The sequence below is a fragment of the Acidovorax sp. genome (genome assembly GCF_034519795.1).
Taxonomy (GTDB): Bacteria; Pseudomonadota; Gammaproteobacteria; order Burkholderiales; family Burkholderiaceae_C; genus Acidovorax.
This window is the reverse complement of sequence record NZ_JAXHOB010000001.1, coordinates 318,524-336,186: the sequence shown is the minus strand read 5'-3', so window position 1 is coordinate 336,186 and position 17,663 is coordinate 318,524. Positions and strand designations below refer to the sequence as shown.

The window sequence follows — 17,663 nt, the reverse complement described above, 5'->3', positions numbered from 1 at the left end:
CTCGAAGAGGCCTTCCCGCCCCATCTCGCTGGCCGAATCGCGGCGTGCCCGCGGTCACGGAGATCTCGGAACTGGGGCAACTCGCAGCGCGTGGGCTACGTGGGCATGGACAACCGCGCCGCGGGGCCGCACCGCAGGCTACCTAATCGGCCGTTTCATTGGCGCGCGCGATGTCAAGGTGGCGCTGGTGGCCGGCTTCCTGCATGTGCTCGAAGAGCTGTTCCCACAGCTCGCGGTAGTCGGCCTGCGCGAAAGGCCTGACGACTCCGAGAAGCGCTGCCACCAGACCCGCGCCCTGCTCAAGCGCCATCCGGACCAGGCCTGCCTCTACAACGGTCGTGGCGCCTCGCAAGGCATTGCACAAGGCGTGGCGTGGAGACCGCGCGCAGCCAGGGGATCTTTCGCCAGAACCTGCCCCGACCGACCTTGGTGACCTCCTGCGCCTGCGCGGACCGGGCATCGGCTCGACACGTAAGCCGATGTAAGACCTGGCCCACAGGCGAACTGAGGCAGGGACTACGCGGCTTGAAGGTCCCTGCACGAACAATGCATCTGAACCAGCAGCGTCTCCTGGTCGCCCTCTCGCCCGGCATGCCGGCATCGGGGAGGGCAGATCCCATCCCCCCCTTCACAGGAGTTCAGAACACCATGCCTTCATCCGCACCCATCCGTCTTGCCATTGCCGTCCTCGCCCTGGGCGCCCTGGCCGCCTGCTCCTCCACGCCGCCGCCCACGGAACAGATGGCCGTGAGCCGCACCACGCTGACCCGCGTGTCCGCCGCGCCCAGCGTGACCGCGACCGCACCCGTCGAACTGCAGCGTGCCCGCGACAAGCTCATGGCCGCCGAGAAGGCCATGGGCGCGCAGGACTACACCGCCGCCCGCCGCCTGGCGGCCGAGGCCGAAGTGGATGCCCGTGTGGCAGAGACCCGCGCCGACGCCGAGCGCAATGCCGGCAGCCTGGCCCAAGTGCAGGACGGCATCCGCGCGCTGCAGGAGGAAATCAACCGCCGCGCCGCGCCCACCCGCTGATCGCCCCAGCCCCCACTGCGCCAGCCGTCACGCCCCGTGACCCCGAATCTTGAAGGAATACCCACCATGCACCCCATTCTTCGCCGTACCACTGCCCTGGCCACCAGCCTGATCGCTGCGGGCCTGCTGGCCGCGTGCGCCAGCACCGCCCCCTCCGCCGCCTTGGAACAGGCCCGCACGGCGGTCAGCCGAGCGGGTACCGATCCCGCAGTGGCCCAGTATGCCCCCCTGGAACTCAAGCAGGCCAGCGATGCGCTGGCGCGCGCTGACCGCTTCTGGGCAGACGAGCGCGACGAGTCCGAGACCAACCACCTGGCCTACATCGCCACCCAGCGCGCCGAGATCGCCACCAATGCCGCGCGGGCCCGCATGCTGGACGCCAGCATCCAGAGCGCCAACTCCGAAGCCGACCGCATCCGCCTGCAGGCCCGCACCCGCGAAGCCGACGAAGCGCGCCTGCGTGCCGATGCCCAGACCCGCAACGCCCAAATCGCCCAGGCCCAGGCCCTGAGCGCCGAACAACGCGCTGCCCAACAGCAGGCGCAGGCCAATGCCGCCCTGGCCCAGGCCAGCGCCGCCCAGGACCGCGTGCGCATGCTCGAAGCCCAGTTGCGCGAGATGGAAGCGCAGCAGACCGAGCGCGGCCTGCTGGTCACCCTGGGTGACGTGCTGTTCGCCTTCAACAAGGCCGAGTTGTCTGCGCAAGCCGGGCCTCGACTGGACAAGCTGGCCGACTTCCTCAAGCAGTTTCCCGAGCGCAAGCTGCTGATCGAGGGCTACACCGACAGCGTGGGCTCGGACGTGTACAACCAGGAACTGTCGGCACGCCGTGCCGGTGCCGTGCGCGATGCGCTGGTGGCGCGGGGCGTGGACACAGGCCGCATCACGGCGCGTGGCTACGGCAAGGTCTACCCGGTGGCGGACAACGCCTCACCCGAGGGCCGGGCCATGAACCGCCGCGTGGAGATCGTGATCGCCGACGACAAGGGCAACCTCAAGGGCCGCTGACGCCCGCTTCTGAAGTGGCCCGCCGCCGCTTCGGCCTTCACCCGGACCGCACCGTTCCTACCGTGCGGTCTTTTTCATGCCCACTGCTGGACCGCCCCGACCAGAAGGTGGATTCATCTAAGTGAGCGGTCACCTATATGTAACATTTCGCGCGTTGCCCATGGTGCATGGGAATGGTGCAGGCACCGCGTGCTGGTAACACCAATAACCCACCAGGGTAAGCCCCATGCGGGGCGGCACAGCTTTTGCTGTTCAATTTCTGCCACGGGCGGGTCACATGCATCTGTTACATATGGAGCCGATGCAGACCACGCCTTTCAGCGTCTTGAAGGAAACAGCCACCATGCATCCCATGCTCCGCAGCACTACCGTTCTCGCCATCAGCGCGATGGCCGCAGGGTTTCTGTCCGCTTGCGCCACCGCCCCGTCCATGGCCCTCGAAAGGGCCCGCACGGCGGTCAGCGCCGCCAGCGCCGACCCGGCTGTCGCCCGGCACGCGGCCCTGGAACTGAAGCAGGCCACCGACGCCCTGGCCCAGGCCAACCGCATCTGGAGCAAGACCAGCGACGAGGCAGAAACCAACCACATCGCCTACATGGCGGCGTTGCAGGCCGAGGCCGCCACCAATGCGGCACGCGCGCGCATGCTGGCGGCCAACATCCGCACCGCCAACTCCGGCACCGCCCAGGTCAGCCTTCACACCGACGCCCAGACGCGCCGCTGATGCGATCCGCCCTGCAGTGGTGCAGGGCACTGCATTGTTTCAGGCAAACGTCTCGGTATCCACCTCGCTGGCGCTCTGGGCACTGTAGCGGGGGCCCACGACGTTGTGCTGGCCGATGACACTGTCGAGTGCGGCCATGGTCGCCGCATCGAGTTGCACGCTGGCGGCACCCAGGTCGTCGTGCAGATGCGCCACGCTGGTCGTGCCCGGGATGGGGATGATGTGTTCGCCCTGGTGCAGCAGCCAGGCCAGCGCCAGTTGCGCCGGGCTGCAGCCGACCTGGCGGGCTATCGCAAAGTAGCGGTCCAGCAGCGCCAGGTTGGCCGCGTAGGCTTCGGGCGCAAAGCGCGGCATGGCGCGCCGGATGTCCTTGGCGTCCAGGGTGGACACATCTTTCAGGTCGCCGCACAGGTAGCCACGCGCCACAGGGCTGAAGGCGACGAAGGCCACGCCGAGCTCACGGCATGCGTCGAGCACCGCGATTTCGGGGTTGCGCGTCCACAGCGAATACTCCGTCTGCAGCGCCGCGATGGGGTGCACCGCATGCGCGCGCCGCAGCGTGGCCGCCGACACCTCGGACAGGCCGATGCTGCGGATCTTGCCCGCGCGTACCAGGTCGGCGAGCGCACCCACGCTGTCCTCGATGGGCACCTGCCTGTCCCAGCGGTGCAGGTAGTACAGGTCGATCACGTCGGTCTGCAGGCGGCGCAGGCTGTCTTCGCAGGTCTGGCGCAGGGTGGCGGGGCGCCCGTCGATCACGCGCACCAGCTTGCCGTCTCCGGCCACGTCCACGCCCTGCATGCCGCACTTGCTGGCCAGGGTGAAGCGCTGGCGGTGCGGTTTCATCACGCGGCCGACCAAGGTTTCGTTGGCGCCGAAGCCGTAGAGCGTCGCGGTGTCGAACAGGGTCACGCCCGCGTCCAGCGCAGCCAGCAGCACGCGCTCGCCCTGCTCGGGCGAGACGGGGGCGCCGTAGGCGTGGCTCAGGTTCATGCACCCCAGGCCGATGGCGCTGACTTCAAAGGGGCCGAGTTTGCGTGTCTGCATGGTGGTCATTGCTCCATGAAAAACGCCCACAGCGTTCCGTCTGCGGGCGGATTGATTGGTTGATCGGGATGGTCTTAGAGCGGATAACAAAACTCAGCGAAGCGGTTCTGGCCAGGCGCTATACGTCAGATGTATTGCAGGCAGTACGAGCAATACGACAAGACGCGGCAACGACGCCAGAAGAGTTTTGTCAGCCTCTCTTACTGAAGCTGCTGCTCCAGGTCGTGCAGCACCTGGTAGCAGGCCAGCACGCTGGCCACGCTGGAGTTGGGCTCCCGGCCTTCGCGGATGGCGGCAAAGAACTCGCGGTCCTGCAGCTCGATGCCGTTCATCGACACATCCACCTGGCTCACGTCGATCTTCTCTTCCTTGCCGTTGACCAGGTCGTCGTAGCGCGCGATGTAGGTGCCCGTGTCGCCGATGTAGCGGAAGAAGGTGCCCAGCGGCCCGTCGTTGTTGAACGACAGCGACAGCGTGCAGATCGCGCCGTTGGCCGCCTTGAGCTGGATGCTCATGTCCATGGCAATGCCCAGCGTGGGGTGGATGGGGCCCTGCACGGCATTCGCCTTCACGATGGGGCTGCCCGCCTGGTAGGCGAACAGGTCCACGGTGTGGGCGGCGTGGTGCCACAGCAGGTGGTCCGTCCAGCTGCGCGGCTGGCCCAGCGCGTTCATGTTGGTGCGGCGAAAGAAGTAGGTCTGCACATCCATCTGCTGGATGTTGAACTCGCCCGCCTGGATCTTCTTGTGCACGTACTGGTGGCTGGGGTTGAAGCGGCGCGTGTGGCCGCACATGGCTACCAGGCCCGTCTCCTTCTGCAACGCCACAACGTCCTGCGCACCCTTGAGGCTGTCGGCCAGCGGGATCTCGACCTGCACGTGCTTGCCAGCCTTCATGCAGGCGATGCTCTGCTCGGCATGCATCTGCGTGGGCGTGCACAGGATCACGGCGTCCACCTCGGGCAGGGCCAGGCTGTCGGCCAGGTCGGTGGTGACGTGGCCGATGCCGTACTTGGCGGCGACTTCCTTCGTCTTGTCCAGGTCGCGGCTGATCAGCGAGACGACTTCCACGCCGTCGATGTTCTGGATGCCGTCCAGGTGCTTGATGCCGAAGGCACCGGCGCCCGCCAGGGCGACCTTGATGGTCTTGTTGTTTGCAGTCATGTCAGGAGTTCTCCAGGATCAGGTGGCCCACGGCCGTGTTGGACGCAGGCACATGGTAGAAGCGGTGCGCGAGCTTGGGTGGCTTGCCGCCGGCCACGTCGGCCATGGCGCCGCGCGCGATGAGCCACATCACGAGCTCGATGCCCTCGCTGCCGGCCTCGCGCACGTAGTCGATGTGCGGGATGCTGGCGGCGGCCTCGGGGTCGCTGATGAGCTTGTCGAGGAAGGCGTTGTCGAAGTCCTTGTTGATCAGGCCGGCGCGCGGGCCCTGCAGCTGGTGGCTCATGCCGCCCGTGCCCCAGATGTGCACGTTCAGGTCTTCGTCGTAGCTCTCGACGGCCTTGCGGATCGCCTGGCCCAGGTTGTAGCAGCGCCGGCCGCTGGGCACGGGGTACTGCACCACGTTCACCGCGAACGGGATCACCGGGCAGGGCCAGGCGCCGGCCACCGGGTCGGGCTGGCCGCACATCAGCGACAGCGGCACCGTGAGGCCGTGGTCCACGTCCATGCGGTTGACGATGGTCAAATCGAAGTCCTGCTGGATCACCGACTGCGCAATGTGCGAGGCCAGGTCGGGGTGGCCGATGACCTTGGGCACCGGGCGCGGGCCCCAGCCTTCGTCGGCCGGCAGGTACTCGGCCGCCGTGCCGATGGCGAAGGTGGGAATCATCTCCAGGCTGAAGGCCGTGGCGTGGTCGTTGTAGACCAGAAAGACGACGTCGGGTTGGTTGTCCTTCATCCACTGCTTGGAGAAGTCGTAGCCGGCGAACAGCGGCTTCCAGTAGTCCTCTTGCGTCTTGCCCAGGTCGAGCGCGGCGCCAATGGCGGGCACATGCGAGGTGAAGACGGAGGCGGTGATACGCGCCATATTCAGGTTCCTTTCTTTCCCGCAGCACCCTGCGGCTGGCGGTGCGCCTGGGCATCGCCGTCTTCGCCGACCACGCGGTTGCCCTGGGCCGAGCGGCCGCCGCCGATCATCATGTTGCGGTATTCCTCTTCCGTCATGCCGGTCATGGAACCCGCCATCTGCTGGAAGCTCTTGCCATCGGTAGCGCCGATCTTGGCCAGGAAGTAGATGTTGCCGCCCAGGCGGATGCACCAGTTGAGGTCGCGCGCCAGCACGGCCTGCTTCTGCTCCTCGGACATCGCCCACCCGTCGAGGTAGGCGCGCTCGTCGGCCTTGAAGCGGGCGCGGTTGTCGGCCTTCATGAGGCTCATGCAGAACTGGTTGAGCCAGTAGCCCTTGCGGCTTTGCTCGGCGTCGAAGATGGTCGTGCCGGGCACGTCCAGGTAGGGTTTGTCGAGGGACATGGCGTCAGCCTTTTGCTTCTTCCGGCCAGTACAGCCGCATGGGATTGTCCACCAGCAGCTTGCGCTGCAGCTCGGGCGTCGCCGCAATGTGCGGGATGAAGTCGACCAGCAGGCCGTCGTCGGGCATGTGGTCCTTGAGGTTGGGGTGCGGCCAGTCGGTGCCCCAGAGCACGCGCTCGGGGAATTCCTCGACCACGCGGCGTGCGAACGGCACCACGTCGCGGTAGGCCGCCTGCTCGCCATCGAGGGCCTTGGGGCCGGTCACGCTCAGGCGCTCGGGGCAGCTGACCTTGCTCCACACGTTGGGGTGCTGGCGCATGAACTTCAGGAACAGCTCGAACTCGGGCCCGTCCACGGGCTTGGACACGTCAGGACGGCCCATGTGGTCCACCACGATGGTGGTCGGCAAGGCCGTGAAGAAATCCCACAGCTCGGGCAGGTCCACCGCCTCGAAGTAGATCACCACGTGCCAGCCCAGCTTGTGGATGCGCGCGGCGATCTCCATCAGCTCGTCCTTGGGCGTGAAATCCACCAGGCGCTTGACGAAGTTGAAGCGCACGCCGCGCACGCCGGCGTCGTGCATGGCCTGCAGCTCCTCGTCGCTCACCGAGCGGCGCACGGTGGCCACGCCACGCGCCTTGCCGCCCGAGTGCACCAGCGCATCGACCATGGCGCGGTTGTCCGCACCATGGCAGGTGGCCTGCACCACCACGTTGCGCGCGAAACCCAGGTGGTCGCGCAGCGCATACAGCTGCTGCTTGCTCGCATCGCAGGGCGTGTACTTGCGCTCCGGCGCGTAGGGAAATTCGGCGCCAGGGCCGAACACATGGCAATGGGCGTCGACAGCGCCCGCAGGCACCTGGAAGCGCGGCTTGCTCGGGCCGGCGTACCAGTCGAGCCAGCCAGGGGTCTTGGTGAATTCACTCATGCGGTGTACTCCTTGGTGCTCAGTCCAGCGAGACGTTGGCCTTCTTGATCACGTCGCCAAAGCGCTGGCTCTCGTCCTTGACGAACTGCGAGAACTGCGCACGCGTGGTGGGGAACTGCTCGTAGCCGAAGGTCTTGAACTTCTCGGCCACGTCGGCGCCCGTCAGCGCCTGCTCGATGTCGCGCTTGATCTTGTCGGCGACGGCAGCGGGCAGGCCAGGCGGCACGGCAATGGCGTTCCAGCCCGTGACGGCGAAGTCTTTGGGGCCACCGGCTTCGGCGACGGTAGGCACGTCGGGGAACTCGGCCGAGCGCTTGGGGCCTGCAAACGCCAGCAGGCGCAGCTTGCCGGCCCGGTACAGCGGGCCCGCCGTGGCGGCGCTGCCCAGTGCGAAATCGATCTCGCCCGTGGCCACCGAGGTGTACAGCTGCGTGGTCTCCTTGAAGATCACGTGCTCCATCTGCGTGCCGGTGGCGCTCTCGAACAGCTCCGATCCCAGGTGCACGGGGTTGCCCACGGACCAGGAGCCGTAGTTGAGCTTGCCCGGGTGGGCCTTGGCATCGGCCACGATGTCGGCCACGGTCTTGTACTTGCTGCCCGTGCCCACGGTGAAGAAGAAGTGGGTCTTGAACAGTGGCAGCAGGGTGTCGAAATCCTTGGCGACGTCGTAGGGCAGCTTCTTGAACAGGCTGGGGTAGGCGGCCAGGTGCACGTTGTCGAGCACCAGCAGGTCATGCCCGTCCTTGGCGCCACGCTTGAACGCATCGATGGCGATGAAGCCGTTGCCGCCGGGGCGGTTCTCGACCACCACGGGCTGGTTCCAGGCACGGCCGAGCTTTTCGGCCACGATGCGGGCTACGCCGTCCGGGCCGCCGCCCACCGGGAAGGGCGTGATGATGCGCACCGCCTTGGTGGGAAACTGCTGGGCGGCCGCGAACTGCGGCGCCATGCCGGCGGCGGCCAGGCCCAGTGCCAGGGCGGCGCGGCGGGAGAGGGAGGAAGAAAGAAGGCGCATGGTAGGTATCGTCAATATCAAAATAGGTGCCGCGCCGTGCGCAGCGGTGCGACATCCGCCGCGCGGCAGACGTCACTGGAGCGGTTATCGCGTGGTGGCGCTCAGTCGATGTACCTGAGCCCGGCTTTCTCGAGCCCGGGACGCATGTTGTACATGTCCAGGCCGAGCACGCCCGAGGCGAGCTTGGCGCGCTTTTCGCCCTCGAAGCTCTCGCGCTTTTGCGCGGCTTCGAGCGTTTCGACGGCGCGTGCGGCAGGCACGCAGACCACGCCATCGTCGTCGGCCACGATCACGTCGCCCGGCGTGACCCACATGCCGGCGCAGACCACGGGGATGTTCACCGAGCCCAGCGTGGCCTTGATGGTGCCCTTGCTCGAAATGGCGCGGCTCCACACCGGGAAGTTCATCTCCTGCAGCGTCTTCACATCGCGCACGCCAGCGTCGATGATGAGCGCGCGCGCGCCGCGCGACTGGAACGAGGTGGCCAGCAGGTCGCCGAAATAGCCGTCGGTGCATTCGGAGGTGACGGCCGCCACCACCACGTCGCCGGGCTGGATCTGCTCGGCCGCCACGTGCATCATCCAGTTGTCGCCGGGCTGCAGCAGCACCGTGACCGCCGTACCCGAGACCTGTTGGCCGGCATAGATGGGCCGCATGTAGGGCTTGAGCAGGCCCACGCGGCCCATGGCCTCGTGCACGGTGGCCGAGCCCAGCGCGGCCAGGCCGTCGGCGGCGCTGCGGTCGGCGCGGGTGATGTTGCGGTAGACAACGCCTAGTTCATACATGTCAGAGCCCCTTTGCCTTCAGGCGTGAATCGAGTCGGGAGAACACGCGGCGCACGTTGCCTTCGTAGATCTGGTGCTTGTCTTCGCCGCTCAGGATCTTGCTGGCCTCGATATAGCGCTTGGTGTCGTCGTAGTAGTTTCCGGTGGTGGGGTCGATGCCGCGCACCGCGCCGATCATTTCCGAGGCGAAGAGCACGTTCTTCACCGGGATCACGGTGTTCAGCAGGTCGATGCCGGGCTGGTGGTACACGCAGGTGTCGAAGAAGATGTTGTTGAGCAGGTGGTCTTCGAGCAGCGGCTTCTTCATCTCCTGCGCCAGGCCACGGAAGCGCCCCCAGTGGTAGGGCACGGCACCGCCGCCGTGTGGAATCAGGAACTTGAGCGTGGGGAAGTCCTTGAACAGGTCGCCCTGGATGCACTGCATGAAGGCCGTGGTGTCGGCGTTCAGGTAGTGCGCGCCCGTGGTGTGAAAGCAGGCGTTGCAGCTGGTGCTCACGTGGATCATGGCGGGCAGGTCGTACTCCACCATCTTTTCGTAGATGGGGTACCAGTGGCGGTCGGTCAGCGGCGGACTGGTCCAGTGGCCACCCGAAGGATCGGGGTTCAGGTTGATGCCCACGGCGCCGTATTCCTTGACGCACTTTTCCAGCTCGGGAATGCAGGTGGCGGGGTCCACGCCGGGGCTTTGCGGCAGCATGGCCACGGGCACGAAGTGCTCGGGGAACAGGGTGGAGACACGGTGGCACAGCTCGTTGCAGATGGCCGCCCAGGTGCTGGAGACGTTGAAGTCGCCGATGTGGTGGGCCATGAAGCTCGCGCGCGGCGAGAACAGCGTGATGTCGCTGCCGCGCTCCTTCATCAGGCGCAGCTGGTTGCTCTCGATGGACTCGCGCAGCTCGTCGTCGCTGATCGACAGGTCCGCCACCTTGGGCATGGCGGCCGGGTCCTGGATGCCGGCGATCTGCTGGTTGCGCCAGTTTTCCAGCGCCTTGGGTGCCGTGGTGTAGTGGCCATGGCAGTCGATGATGAGGCTCATTGCTTTGTGCTCCTAGGATCTTGTAGGTGGTGTCAGGCGGGTTCCATGCCCTGGCGTTGCTTGGCCTGCGCCGCTGCGGGCGATGCCAGAAAGTCGAGCAGCGCCTTGGCCGCTGCGGGCTGCTGGCTGGCGACGCCCACGCCCGACGAGAAAATGGTGGTGATCTGGATCGCGGGCGGCAGCGGGCCCACGACGGTGATGCCCTCCACGTTCAGCAACTCGCTCAGCTGCTGGAAACCCAGCTCCACATCGCCGCGTGCCACGAGCGAGCCCACGGGCACGCCGGGAGGGGCCTGCACCATGCGGCCCGCCACCTCGTCGGCAATGCCCCAGCGCGCGAACAGCCTGGCCAGCGCCACGCCGCTCGGGCCGGTGGAGTAGCTGATGCTGCGCGCGGCCAGCACGGCGCTGCGCACCGCGTCTTCGGAGGCGATGTCGGGCAGCGGAGCCCCGGCGCGCACGGCCACGGCCACGCCGGAGCGCACCCAGTCGGTCTTGCTCGCGGCATCGATGGCACCGGCGGCGATGAGCTTGTCGATGGCGTCGGAGGCCAGCACCACCACGTCGAAGGCCTCGCCAGCCTGCACGCGCCTGGCGGCGTCCACCCCGCCCACGGCTTCGATGACCGCGCGCTGGCCGGTCTGCTGCTCGTAGGCCACCAGCAACTCGGCCAGCACCTGGCGCGTGGCCATGGACGAAATTCCACGAAGGGTGGGGGCACTCATGGGAGGATGGCAGGCGCTGTATACATGCCGCGATTGTGGGCAGTGCAGGCCCCGATACAAAGCCGGCAGGGACACTACCAGATATATCATTCTTCTATTGTCGAATTGGAGCTATTGCAAATAGCAGAGAGCACACCCCCATGGACCTAAAGCAGATCGAGTACTTTGTGCGCGTGGCCGAACTGGGCAGTTTCACCCGCGCCTCGGTGGTGCTGGACATCGCCCAGCCGGCCCTGAGCCGCCAGGTGCGCCTGCTGGAGGTGGAGCTGCGCCAGAACCTGCTGGTGCGCAATGGCCGCGGGGCCATACCGACCGAGGCCGGCAAGCTGCTGCTGGAGCACGGGCGCGGCATCCTGCACCAGGTGGAGCGCGCGCGCGAAGAACTCGGTCGCGTGCGCGGGGCGCTGGCCGGGCGCGTGGCCATCGGCCTGCCGCCGACCATGGCCAAGGTGCTCACGGTACCGCTCACGCGCGCCTTCCGCGTGCAGATGCCCGATGCCGCCCTGGCCATCAGCGAAGGCCTGACGGTAGCCATGCGCGAATCGCTGACCACCGGGCTGCTGGACATCGCCCTGCTCTACAACACGCCCGCCTCGCCAGGCATCGAGATCACGCCGCTGCTGGAGGAAGACCTGTTCCTCGTGCAGCGCCGCTCCGTGGTCCAGAGCGACGCCGACATCGATGCCCAGGCACGGCAGCCCGTGGCACTGGAGGAACTCACGCGCTTTGCGCTGGTGATCCCCACCCGGCCCAACTCCATCCGCATGCTCGTGGAGTCGGAGCTGGCGGCCCTGGGCCTGCGCCCGCAGATCAGCCTGGAGATCGACGGCGTCGCCGCCATCCTGGACCTGGTGGCCGATGGCGCGGGCAGCGCCGTGCTGCCCATGAATGCGGTCACCACCTCCGGCAAGCCCGAGGTGTTCGGCACCCGGCCCATCGGCCAGGCGGGCGAGCCCCGGCTGCGCAGCAAGCTGTCGATGGCCGTGAGTTCGCAGCGCCCGGCCACGCTGACCCAGCAGGCCATGGCAGAGCTGATCCGCAGCACGCTGCAGGCGATCTACAAGGCGCCCTGATCCCTCTTCGGTGCAGCATCCAGGTGCGCCAGCAGCCGGTCGGCATAGTCCTGCCACGGTGCATCCTTGGGCAGGCCCGCGAACACGCCCTCGCGCGCCATGGCCGCCACCGCCGCCTGCTTGTGCGCAATGGCACTGGCCATCAGCGGCTCCACGCCGGCCTCGCGCACGGTGCGGGCAGCCTCGTGCATCTCTTCGGACCGGCGCTGGCCGTGCTGCACCACGCGGCTGAAGAAATAGCTGCCTTGCTTTTCCCAGTCGATGGAGGGAAAGGTCTCGGCCAGCGTGGGCAGCACATGCGCCTCCACACCGTACTGGCGGGCCGTGGCATAGCTTTCGATCACCAGGGCTTCGAGCCCCTTGATCATCACGCTGCGGCACATCTTGATGGCGCTGGCCACGCCCAGCTGTTCGCTGACCGGCGTGGCGTCCATGCCCCAGACCTGCAGCACGGCGGCCAGCGCAGCGGCCTTGCCACCACCGAGCAGCATGGGCACGCGGATGCCATAAGGCGGCACCGAGGTCATGACGCCCGCCTCCACATAGTGCGCGCCGCGCGCCTCGACCAGCGCGGCTGCCTGCTGCTTGGTGCCGGGCGAGGCGGAGTTGAGGTCCAGGAACAGCGTGCCGGGCCGGATGCTGGCGGCCACTTCCTGCGCCACCTCCAGCGTGCGCGATGCGGTGACGGCGGAAATCACCAGGTCGCTCGCCGCGCACAGTGCAGCCGCCGAGTCGTGGACGACAACGCCGTGCTGCGCGGCATGCGCGAGCTCGACCTCACGCGTGGCAGCCTGGGCGAACTTCAGGTCCCATGCGCCGACACCGGTGACGCCGGGCTGCGGCTGCAGCCCCAGCGCAAAGGTCTTGCCGACTTCGCCATAGCCGATCAGGCCGATGTGCTGGATGGTCATGGTCGGTTCCTGTCCGTGGCCTCACCGGGCCACTCCCAGCAGCCGGTCGAGCAGTTCGGGCTGCGCGCGCAGATCCGCCGCAGTGCCGGTGTGCACCACCGTACCCCGGTCAAGCACGGCGGCGTGGTCCGAGATCGCCAGGATCGCCTGCGGGTGCTGCTCCACGATGATGGCCGAGAGCCCCTCCTCGCGCGTGATGCGGCGGATGGCGCGCAGCAGCTCCTCGACAATGATGGGCGCCAGGCCCTCCAGCGGCTCGTCGAGCAACAGCAGGCGCGGGTTGAGCACCAGCGCGCGGCCCACGGCCAGCATCTGCTGCTCGCCGCCGGACAGCTGCGTGCCCAGGTTGGTCTTGCGTTCGGCCAGGCGCGGGAACATGGCATACACCTTGTCGGGGGTCCACGGCGCTGCCGTGGCGCCCTTGCGGCCGGGCCGTGCCACGGCGGTCAGGTTCTCGTGCACGGTGAGCGACTTGAAGATGTTGCGCTCCTGCGGCACCCAGCCGATGCCGGCGGCCGCGCGTTCGTGCGACGGCAGGCGGTGCAAGGCCACCGGGCCGAGCGCCACCGTGCCCGCATGCTGGCGCGTGGCGCCTGCCAGGGTGTTGATCAGCGTGGTCTTGCCGGTGCCATTGCGGCCCAGCAGGGCCAGGGTCTCGCCCTCGGCCAGCGACAGGGAAACACCCTGCAAAACGACAGCTTCGCCGTAGCCTGCGCTCAGGCCCTCGATGCGCAACAGCTGCTCAGACATGCAAGTCTCCCGCCCCCACGCTCCCCGCTGCGCGTGGTTCGCTGCCCCCCATGGGGGCCCTCGCGCCTTGGGGCGGCCCGGCGTCGCTCGATTGCTCCCCATGCCCCAGGTACACGGCCTTGACCTGCGGGTCGTTGGCGATGGTGTCGGGGTCGCCCTCGGTGAGCACGGTGCCGTTGACGAGCACCGTCATGCGCTTGGCAAAGCTGAAAACCAGGTCCATATCGTGTTCGATCAACAGCACCGAGACGTCGGCGGGCAGCGCCGCCACGGTCTGCAGCAGTTCTTCGCGCTCGCCTGCGGGCACACCGGCCACGGGCTCGTCGAGCAGCAGCACGCGCGGTTCGCAGGCCAGGGCAATGGCGATCTCCAGCAGGCGGCGCTTGCCGTAGGCCAGCACCTTCGTCGGCTCGGCCATCACTGCCGTCAGGTGGAATTGCTCCAGCAACTGCTCGCAACGCTCGTTCACCGCGCGCTGCGCACCCAGTGGCTGCCACCACTTGCCGCCAAGGCCGCACTGCTGCGAAACCGTGAGCGCCAGCGTCTCCATCGGCGTGAGCGAGTCGAACAACTGGTTGATCTGAAAGGTGCGCACCATGCCGCGCTGCACGCGCTGGTGCGGTGCCAGGCGCGTGATGTCCTGGCCTTCGAGCACGATGGAGCCCTCGGTAGGCTCCAGCACACCGGTGAGCAGGTTGATGAGCGTGGTCTTGCCGGCACCGTTGGGGCCGATCAGCGCATGGCGCGCGCCCTGGCGCAGGTTCAGCGTGACATTGTTGGTCGCGGTGATGCCGCCGAAGCGCTTGACCAGGCCCTGCGCGGCCAGCACCACCGGTGCGTCGTTGACGGTGGTGGTGTTCATGCCTTGCGCCCTCCGAACCAGGTCCAGGGGCGGATCAGGCGCTCGCGCCCCACCAGCACCAGCACCACCAGGAACAGGCCGATCCAGAAGGTCCAGTACTGCGGCGTCACGGCCGAGATCATGTCCTGCAGCAGCTTGAAGCCGATGGCGCCGACCACGCCGCCATAGAGCCAGCCCACGCCGCCGATCACCAGGATCAGCATCACATCCGCCGAGCGGTGGAACTCGAACAGGTCCAGCGAGGCAAAACCCGTGGTCTGCGTGAGCAGTGCGCCCGCCGCCCCCGCCAGCGCGGCCGCCAGCGTGTAGACCTGCGCCAGCTTGGTGGTCACCGGGATGCCGATGGCCATGGCGCGCAGCCGGTTGTCGCGGATGGCCTTGAGCGTGGCGCCGAAGGGCGACTGCACGACACGCCGCGCCAGCAGGAACAGCACCAGCAGCACGCTCATCGAGTACCAGGCCGCCGTGCGCCCGAACAGGTCGAACTCGAACCTGCCGAGCACCGGACCCATCACAACGCCTTGCAGCCCGTCGGCACCGCCGGTCAGCCAGTCGAGCTTGTTGGCCAGCTCCAGCATGATCAGGCCCACGCCCAGCGTGACCATGAGGCGCGTGAGGTCGGTGCCGCGCATGACGGTGAACGAGGCCACCGCGCCCAGCACCGTGGCGGCAGCGATGCCCACCGCCAGACCGACCAGCGGGTCGGGCATCACGTGCTTGGCGAACAGGGCCGCCGCATAGCCGCCCATGCCGAAGAAGGCGGCGTGGCCGAGCGAGACGATACCGGAATAGCCCAGGATCAGGTCCAGCGAAATCGCGAACAGCGCCACGATGGCGATCTCGTTGATGATCAGTGCATGGCTGGGCAGGGCTGCAGGCGCGGCAAAGGCCAGCAGCCACAGCACGGGCTCCCAGGGCCGCATGCGGCGGCTGTGCAGCAGCACATTGCGGGTGGCGTCCATGCTATTTGCCCCCCTTGCGCACGAACAGGCCCTGGGGCCGCCAAATCAGGATCAGGATCATGAGGCTGTAGACGATGAAGGCGCCAAGCTTGGGGATGTAGTACTTGCCTGCCACGTCGGCAATGCCGAGCAGCAGCGCGGCCAGCAGCGGCCCGGTGATGGACGAGGTGCCGCCCACCGCCACCACGATCAGGAAATAGATCATGAACTTGAGCGGAAAGCTCGGGTCGAGCCCGAGCACCTCGGCCCCGAGCGCACCGCCCAGACCGGCCAGGCCCGAACCGAAGGCAAAGGTGGACAGGAACACGATGTTCACGTTGATGCCCATGCCGGCGGCCACGCGCTGGTCGTCCACCGAGGCGCGCAGCCGGCTGCCAAAGCGCGTGCGCGTGAGCACGTACTGCAGGCCCACGGTCAGGGCCGCGCACACCGCGATGATGAACAGCCGGTAGTGCCCCATGCCCAGCATGAAGGCGCCGCTGCCGATCTCGGTGCGGCCCTTGAGCCAGGCCGGCAGCTGGATGATCTGGCCCGTGGAGCCCACGAAATAGTCCACCGTGGCCACGGCCATGAACACCAGGCCGATGGAGAACAGCACCTGGTCCAGGTGGGCCTTGTGGTAGAGCGGGCGGTACAGCGTGCGTTCGAGCACCGCCCCCAGCAGCGCCGTGCCCACGAAAGCCAGCGGCAGGCACCACAGAAAGGGCACGTCCAGGCGTTGCATCAGCAGCACCGTGATGTAGCCGCCCGCCATGGCGAAGGCCCCGTGCGCCAGGTTGATGAAGTTCATCAGCCCCATGGTCACGGCCAGCCCCACCGCCAGGATGAACAGCAGCATGCCGTAGGCAACGCCGTCGAAAAGAATGGTCAGCATGCAATCACACTTCAGTCAGGAAACGGCCATGGGCAGACTCACCCCGCTCGCCAAATCGCCCGTGGTTTACGAAACTGGCACGCCGCAAGCCAGCGCCACCGTGGAACTGGCTTCGCCAGACCAGGGGTGGCGTCCCCCTGCAAGGGGATGGCGCGAAGCGACTCAGGGGGTTACCTATTTCGTCTTGCCCGGGTCTTTCACGTCCTTGATCACGTCGAACTCCACGTTGTAGAGCTGGCCGTTGACGCGCTCGACCTTCCGCAGGTACACGTTCTGCACGATGTCGCGGGTCTGCGCGTCGATGAACACCGGGCCGCGTGGGCTCTCGAAGACCTGGCCCTTCATCGCGGCCAGCAGGGCGTCGCCGCCGCCTGCGCCCTTGGTGGTCTTGAGCGCTTCGTAGATCACGCGCATGCCGTCGTAGCCGCCCACGGCCATGAAGTTGGGGCGCAAGCCCTTGTTGGCCTTCTCGAAGGCCTCGACGAACTTCTTGTTCAGCGGCGAGGGGTGTGCGGCCGAGTAGTGGTGCGAGGTGACCACGCCCAGGGCGCCGTCGCCCATGTCGTTGAGCTGGTCGTCATCGGTCACATCGCCGGTGGCGATGAGCTTGATGCCGGCCTTGTCCATGCCGCGCTCCAGGAACTGCTTCATCACCGCAGCGCCCGCGCCCGAGGGCACGAAGACGAACAGCGCATCGGGCTTGGCATCGCGCACCTTCTGCAGGAAAGGGGCGAAGTCGGGGTTGCGCAGCGGCACGCGCAAAGCCTCGGTCACCTGGCCGCCGTTGAAAGTCAGGCGCTGGTTGAAGAATTTCTCGGCATCGATGCCCGGGCCGTAGTCGCTGACCAGGGTCACGACCTTCTTGATGCCGTTCTTGGGCGCCCAGTCGGCCAGGGCCACGGACACCTGGGGCAAGGTGAAGCTGGTGCGCACCACATAGGGCGATGCTTCGGTGATGCTCGACGTGGCCGCAGCCATCACCACCAGCGGGGTCTTGGCCTGCGTGGCCAGCGGCGCCGTGGCCATGGCCGAAGGCGTGATGCCCATGCCGGCAAGCACGTTGACCTTGTCGTTCACCACCAGCTCCTGGGCCAGGCGGCGCGTCACGTCGGGCAGGCTGGTGTCGTCCTTGACGATGAGCTGCACCTTCTTGCCGCCGACCGTATCGCCGTTTTGCGCCATGAACAGGCGCGCCGCAGCCTCGATCTGGCGGCCCGTGGTCGCCTGCTGGCCCGTCATGGGCAGGACCAGGCCGATCTTGAAGACGTTGTCCTGGGCCGCAGCCGGCAGGGCCGTGAGGCCGCCGGCCAGGGTCAGGGCGGCAGCGGCCGAGGCGCGCAGAAGGTGGCGTTTGTGCATGGTGCTTTGTCTCCTGTGGAATGTCGTTGTATACAGCGTGTGCTGGCCGGAGTCTGGTACCGCGCAGGACAACGCACAAGCGGGATTTCGGACTTTTA

20 protein-coding genes are annotated in these 17,663 nt (G+C 67.4%); 4 read left to right on the top strand and 16 right to left on the bottom strand.

The window, feature by feature from the left end:
• Nucleotides 1–142: 142 nt before the first annotated feature.
• Nucleotides 143–283 carry a hypothetical protein gene (locus U5N23_RS01560; RefSeq protein WP_322591119.1) on the bottom strand — a complete coding sequence of 47 codons (141 nt, stop codon included), beginning with the start codon at nt 281–283 and terminating at the stop codon, nt 143–145.
• A gap of 365 nt (nt 284–648) precedes the next feature.
• On the opposite strand from U5N23_RS01560, the gene U5N23_RS01555 reads away from it, so the two are divergent.
• The 3 genes from U5N23_RS01555 to U5N23_RS01545 all read left to right on the top strand — a co-directional run bounded on the left by U5N23_RS01555 (nt 649) and on the right by U5N23_RS01545 (nt 2,764).
• Nucleotides 649–1,032: a DUF4398 domain-containing protein gene (locus tag U5N23_RS01555; RefSeq protein WP_322591118.1), complete on the top strand. Its 384-nt coding sequence runs from the start codon at nt 649–651 to the stop codon at nt 1,030–1,032.
• Between the two features lie 66 nt (nt 1,033–1,098).
• Entirely contained in the window at nt 1,099–2,040 is a 942-nt protein-coding gene (locus tag U5N23_RS01550; protein WP_322591117.1) for an OmpA family protein, read from the top strand.
• 343 nt (nt 2,041–2,383) lie between these two features.
• Nucleotides 2,384–2,764 (top strand): DUF4398 domain-containing protein, encoded by a 381-nt coding sequence (locus tag U5N23_RS01545; RefSeq protein ID WP_322591116.1) that lies wholly within the window; start codon nt 2,384–2,386, stop codon nt 2,762–2,764.
• Between the two features lie 39 nt (nt 2,765–2,803).
• Here the strand turns inward: U5N23_RS01545 and U5N23_RS01540 are convergent, their stop codons facing one another.
• The 9 genes from U5N23_RS01540 to U5N23_RS01500 form a co-directional block, all read right to left on the bottom strand.
• Nucleotides 2,804–3,811 carry an aldo/keto reductase gene (locus U5N23_RS01540; protein ID WP_322591115.1) on the bottom strand — a complete coding sequence of 336 codons (1,008 nt, stop codon included), beginning with the start codon at nt 3,809–3,811 and terminating at the stop codon, nt 2,804–2,806.
• Nucleotides 3,812–4,011: 200 nt separating this feature from the next.
• Nucleotides 4,012–4,974, bottom strand: a complete 963-nt coding sequence (locus tag U5N23_RS01535) for a Gfo/Idh/MocA family oxidoreductase (protein ID WP_322591114.1) — start codon at nt 4,972–4,974, stop codon at nt 4,012–4,014.
• A gap of 1 nt (nt 4,975) precedes the next feature.
• Nucleotides 4,976–5,842 (bottom strand): class III extradiol dioxygenase subunit beta, encoded by an 867-nt coding sequence (locus U5N23_RS01530; RefSeq protein ID WP_322591113.1) that lies wholly within the window; start codon nt 5,840–5,842, stop codon nt 4,976–4,978.
• Between the two features lie 2 nt (nt 5,843–5,844).
• Nucleotides 5,845–6,285 carry a protocatechuate 4,5-dioxygenase subunit alpha gene (gene ligA, locus U5N23_RS01525; RefSeq protein ID WP_322591112.1) on the bottom strand — a complete coding sequence of 147 codons (441 nt, stop codon included), beginning with the start codon at nt 6,283–6,285 and terminating at the stop codon, nt 5,845–5,847.
• 4 nt (nt 6,286–6,289) lie between these two features.
• Entirely contained in the window at nt 6,290–7,213 is a 924-nt protein-coding gene (locus U5N23_RS01520) for an amidohydrolase family protein (protein ID WP_322591111.1), read from the bottom strand.
• 19 nt (nt 7,214–7,232) lie between these two features.
• On the bottom strand, nt 7,233–8,228 hold the full coding sequence (locus U5N23_RS01515) for a tripartite tricarboxylate transporter substrate binding protein (RefSeq protein WP_322591110.1): 996 nt from the start codon (nt 8,226–8,228) through the stop codon (nt 7,233–7,235).
• Between the two features lie 101 nt (nt 8,229–8,329).
• Nucleotides 8,330–9,013 carry a 4-carboxy-4-hydroxy-2-oxoadipate aldolase/oxaloacetate decarboxylase gene (ligK, locus tag U5N23_RS01510; RefSeq protein ID WP_322591109.1) on the bottom strand — a complete coding sequence of 228 codons (684 nt, stop codon included), beginning with the start codon at nt 9,011–9,013 and terminating at the stop codon, nt 8,330–8,332.
• 1 nt (nt 9,014) lies between these two features.
• The gene (locus U5N23_RS01505) at nt 9,015–10,049 is read right to left on the bottom strand and encodes an amidohydrolase family protein (RefSeq protein ID WP_322591108.1); all 1,035 of its coding nucleotides are present in this window, start codon (nt 10,047–10,049) and stop codon (nt 9,015–9,017) included.
• A gap of 32 nt (nt 10,050–10,081) precedes the next feature.
• Nucleotides 10,082–10,741, bottom strand: coding sequence for a substrate-binding domain-containing protein (locus U5N23_RS01500; protein ID WP_322591107.1), 660 nt, complete (start codon nt 10,739–10,741; stop codon nt 10,082–10,084).
• A gap of 173 nt (nt 10,742–10,914) precedes the next feature.
• Between U5N23_RS01500 and U5N23_RS01495 the strand changes: the two genes are divergently transcribed.
• Nucleotides 10,915–11,847: a LysR substrate-binding domain-containing protein gene (locus U5N23_RS01495; RefSeq protein ID WP_322591106.1), complete on the top strand. Its 933-nt coding sequence runs from the start codon at nt 10,915–10,917 to the stop codon at nt 11,845–11,847.
• Here the strand turns inward: U5N23_RS01495 and U5N23_RS01490 are convergent.
• From U5N23_RS01490 to U5N23_RS01465, 6 genes are all read right to left on the bottom strand, one after another.
• Entirely contained in the window at nt 11,832–12,758 is a 927-nt protein-coding gene (locus U5N23_RS01490; protein ID WP_322591105.1) for an NAD(P)-dependent oxidoreductase, read from the bottom strand. The genes U5N23_RS01495 and U5N23_RS01490 overlap by 16 nt on opposite strands.
• A 21-nt stretch (nt 12,759–12,779) precedes the next feature.
• Nucleotides 12,780–13,508: an ABC transporter ATP-binding protein gene (locus U5N23_RS01485; RefSeq protein WP_322591104.1), complete on the bottom strand. Its 729-nt coding sequence runs from the start codon at nt 13,506–13,508 to the stop codon at nt 12,780–12,782.
• Nucleotides 13,501–14,370 (bottom strand): ABC transporter ATP-binding protein, encoded by an 870-nt coding sequence (locus tag U5N23_RS01480; protein WP_322591103.1) that lies wholly within the window; start codon nt 14,368–14,370, stop codon nt 13,501–13,503. The genes U5N23_RS01485 and U5N23_RS01480 overlap by 8 nt, the downstream gene beginning before the upstream one ends.
• Nucleotides 14,367–15,332: a branched-chain amino acid ABC transporter permease gene (locus U5N23_RS01475; protein ID WP_322591102.1), complete on the bottom strand. Its 966-nt coding sequence runs from the start codon at nt 15,330–15,332 to the stop codon at nt 14,367–14,369. The genes U5N23_RS01480 and U5N23_RS01475 overlap by 4 nt, the downstream gene beginning before the upstream one ends.
• Nucleotide 15,333: 1 nt before the next feature.
• Complete coding sequence (locus U5N23_RS01470) at nt 15,334–16,206, bottom strand: branched-chain amino acid ABC transporter permease (RefSeq protein WP_322591101.1); 873 nt, start codon at nt 16,204–16,206, stop codon at nt 15,334–15,336.
• Between the two features lie 174 nt (nt 16,207–16,380).
• A complete protein-coding gene (locus tag U5N23_RS01465; RefSeq protein WP_322591100.1) occupies nt 16,381–17,565 on the bottom strand; it encodes an ABC transporter substrate-binding protein in 1,185 nt (394 codons plus the stop codon).
• Nucleotides 17,566–17,663: the final 98 nt, after the last annotated feature.

What these genes read in the sequence shown, in the direction of transcription:
- U5N23_RS01490 (WP_322591105.1), bottom strand. Translation starts at nt 12,758, where the DNA reads ATGACCATCCAGCACATCGGCCTGATCGGCTATGGCGAAGTCGGCAAG.
- U5N23_RS01515 (WP_322591110.1), bottom strand. Translation starts at nt 8,228, where the DNA reads ATGCGCCTTCTTTCTTCCTCCCTCTCCCGCCGCGCCGCCCTGGCACTG.
- U5N23_RS01535 (WP_322591114.1), bottom strand. Translation starts at nt 4,974, where the DNA reads ATGACTGCAAACAACAAGACCATCAAGGTCGCCCTGGCGGGCGCCGGT.
- U5N23_RS01555 (WP_322591118.1), top strand. Translation starts at nt 649, where the DNA reads ATGCCTTCATCCGCACCCATCCGTCTTGCCATTGCCGTCCTCGCCCTG.
- U5N23_RS01470 (WP_322591101.1), bottom strand. Translation starts at nt 16,206, where the DNA reads ATGCTGACCATTCTTTTCGACGGCGTTGCCTACGGCATGCTGCTGTTC.
- U5N23_RS01530 (WP_322591113.1), bottom strand. Translation starts at nt 5,842, where the DNA reads ATGGCGCGTATCACCGCCTCCGTCTTCACCTCGCATGTGCCCGCCATT.
- U5N23_RS01485 (WP_322591104.1), bottom strand. Translation starts at nt 13,508, where the DNA reads ATGTCTGAGCAGCTGTTGCGCATCGAGGGCCTGAGCGCAGGCTACGGC.
- U5N23_RS01545 (WP_322591116.1), top strand. Translation starts at nt 2,384, where the DNA reads ATGCATCCCATGCTCCGCAGCACTACCGTTCTCGCCATCAGCGCGATG.
- U5N23_RS01465 (WP_322591100.1), bottom strand. Translation starts at nt 17,565, where the DNA reads ATGCACAAACGCCACCTTCTGCGCGCCTCGGCCGCTGCCGCCCTGACC.
- U5N23_RS01500 (WP_322591107.1), bottom strand. Translation starts at nt 10,741, where the DNA reads ATGGCCACGCGCCAGGTGCTGGCCGAGTTGCTGGTGGCCTACGAGCAG.
- U5N23_RS01540 (WP_322591115.1), bottom strand. Translation starts at nt 3,811, where the DNA reads ATGCAGACACGCAAACTCGGCCCCTTTGAAGTCAGCGCCATCGGCCTG.
- U5N23_RS01550 (WP_322591117.1), top strand. Translation starts at nt 1,099, where the DNA reads ATGCACCCCATTCTTCGCCGTACCACTGCCCTGGCCACCAGCCTGATC.
- U5N23_RS01480 (WP_322591103.1), bottom strand. Translation starts at nt 14,370, where the DNA reads ATGAACACCACCACCGTCAACGACGCACCGGTGGTGCTGGCCGCGCAG.
- ligK (WP_322591109.1), bottom strand. Translation starts at nt 9,013, where the DNA reads ATGTATGAACTAGGCGTTGTCTACCGCAACATCACCCGCGCCGACCGC.
- U5N23_RS01520 (WP_322591111.1), bottom strand. Translation starts at nt 7,213, where the DNA reads ATGAGTGAATTCACCAAGACCCCTGGCTGGCTCGACTGGTACGCCGGC.
- U5N23_RS01495 (WP_322591106.1), top strand. Translation starts at nt 10,915, where the DNA reads ATGGACCTAAAGCAGATCGAGTACTTTGTGCGCGTGGCCGAACTGGGC.
- U5N23_RS01505 (WP_322591108.1), bottom strand. Translation starts at nt 10,049, where the DNA reads ATGAGCCTCATCATCGACTGCCATGGCCACTACACCACGGCACCCAAG.
- U5N23_RS01475 (WP_322591102.1), bottom strand. Translation starts at nt 15,332, where the DNA reads ATGGACGCCACCCGCAATGTGCTGCTGCACAGCCGCCGCATGCGGCCC.
- ligA (WP_322591112.1), bottom strand. Translation starts at nt 6,285, where the DNA reads ATGTCCCTCGACAAACCCTACCTGGACGTGCCCGGCACGACCATCTTC.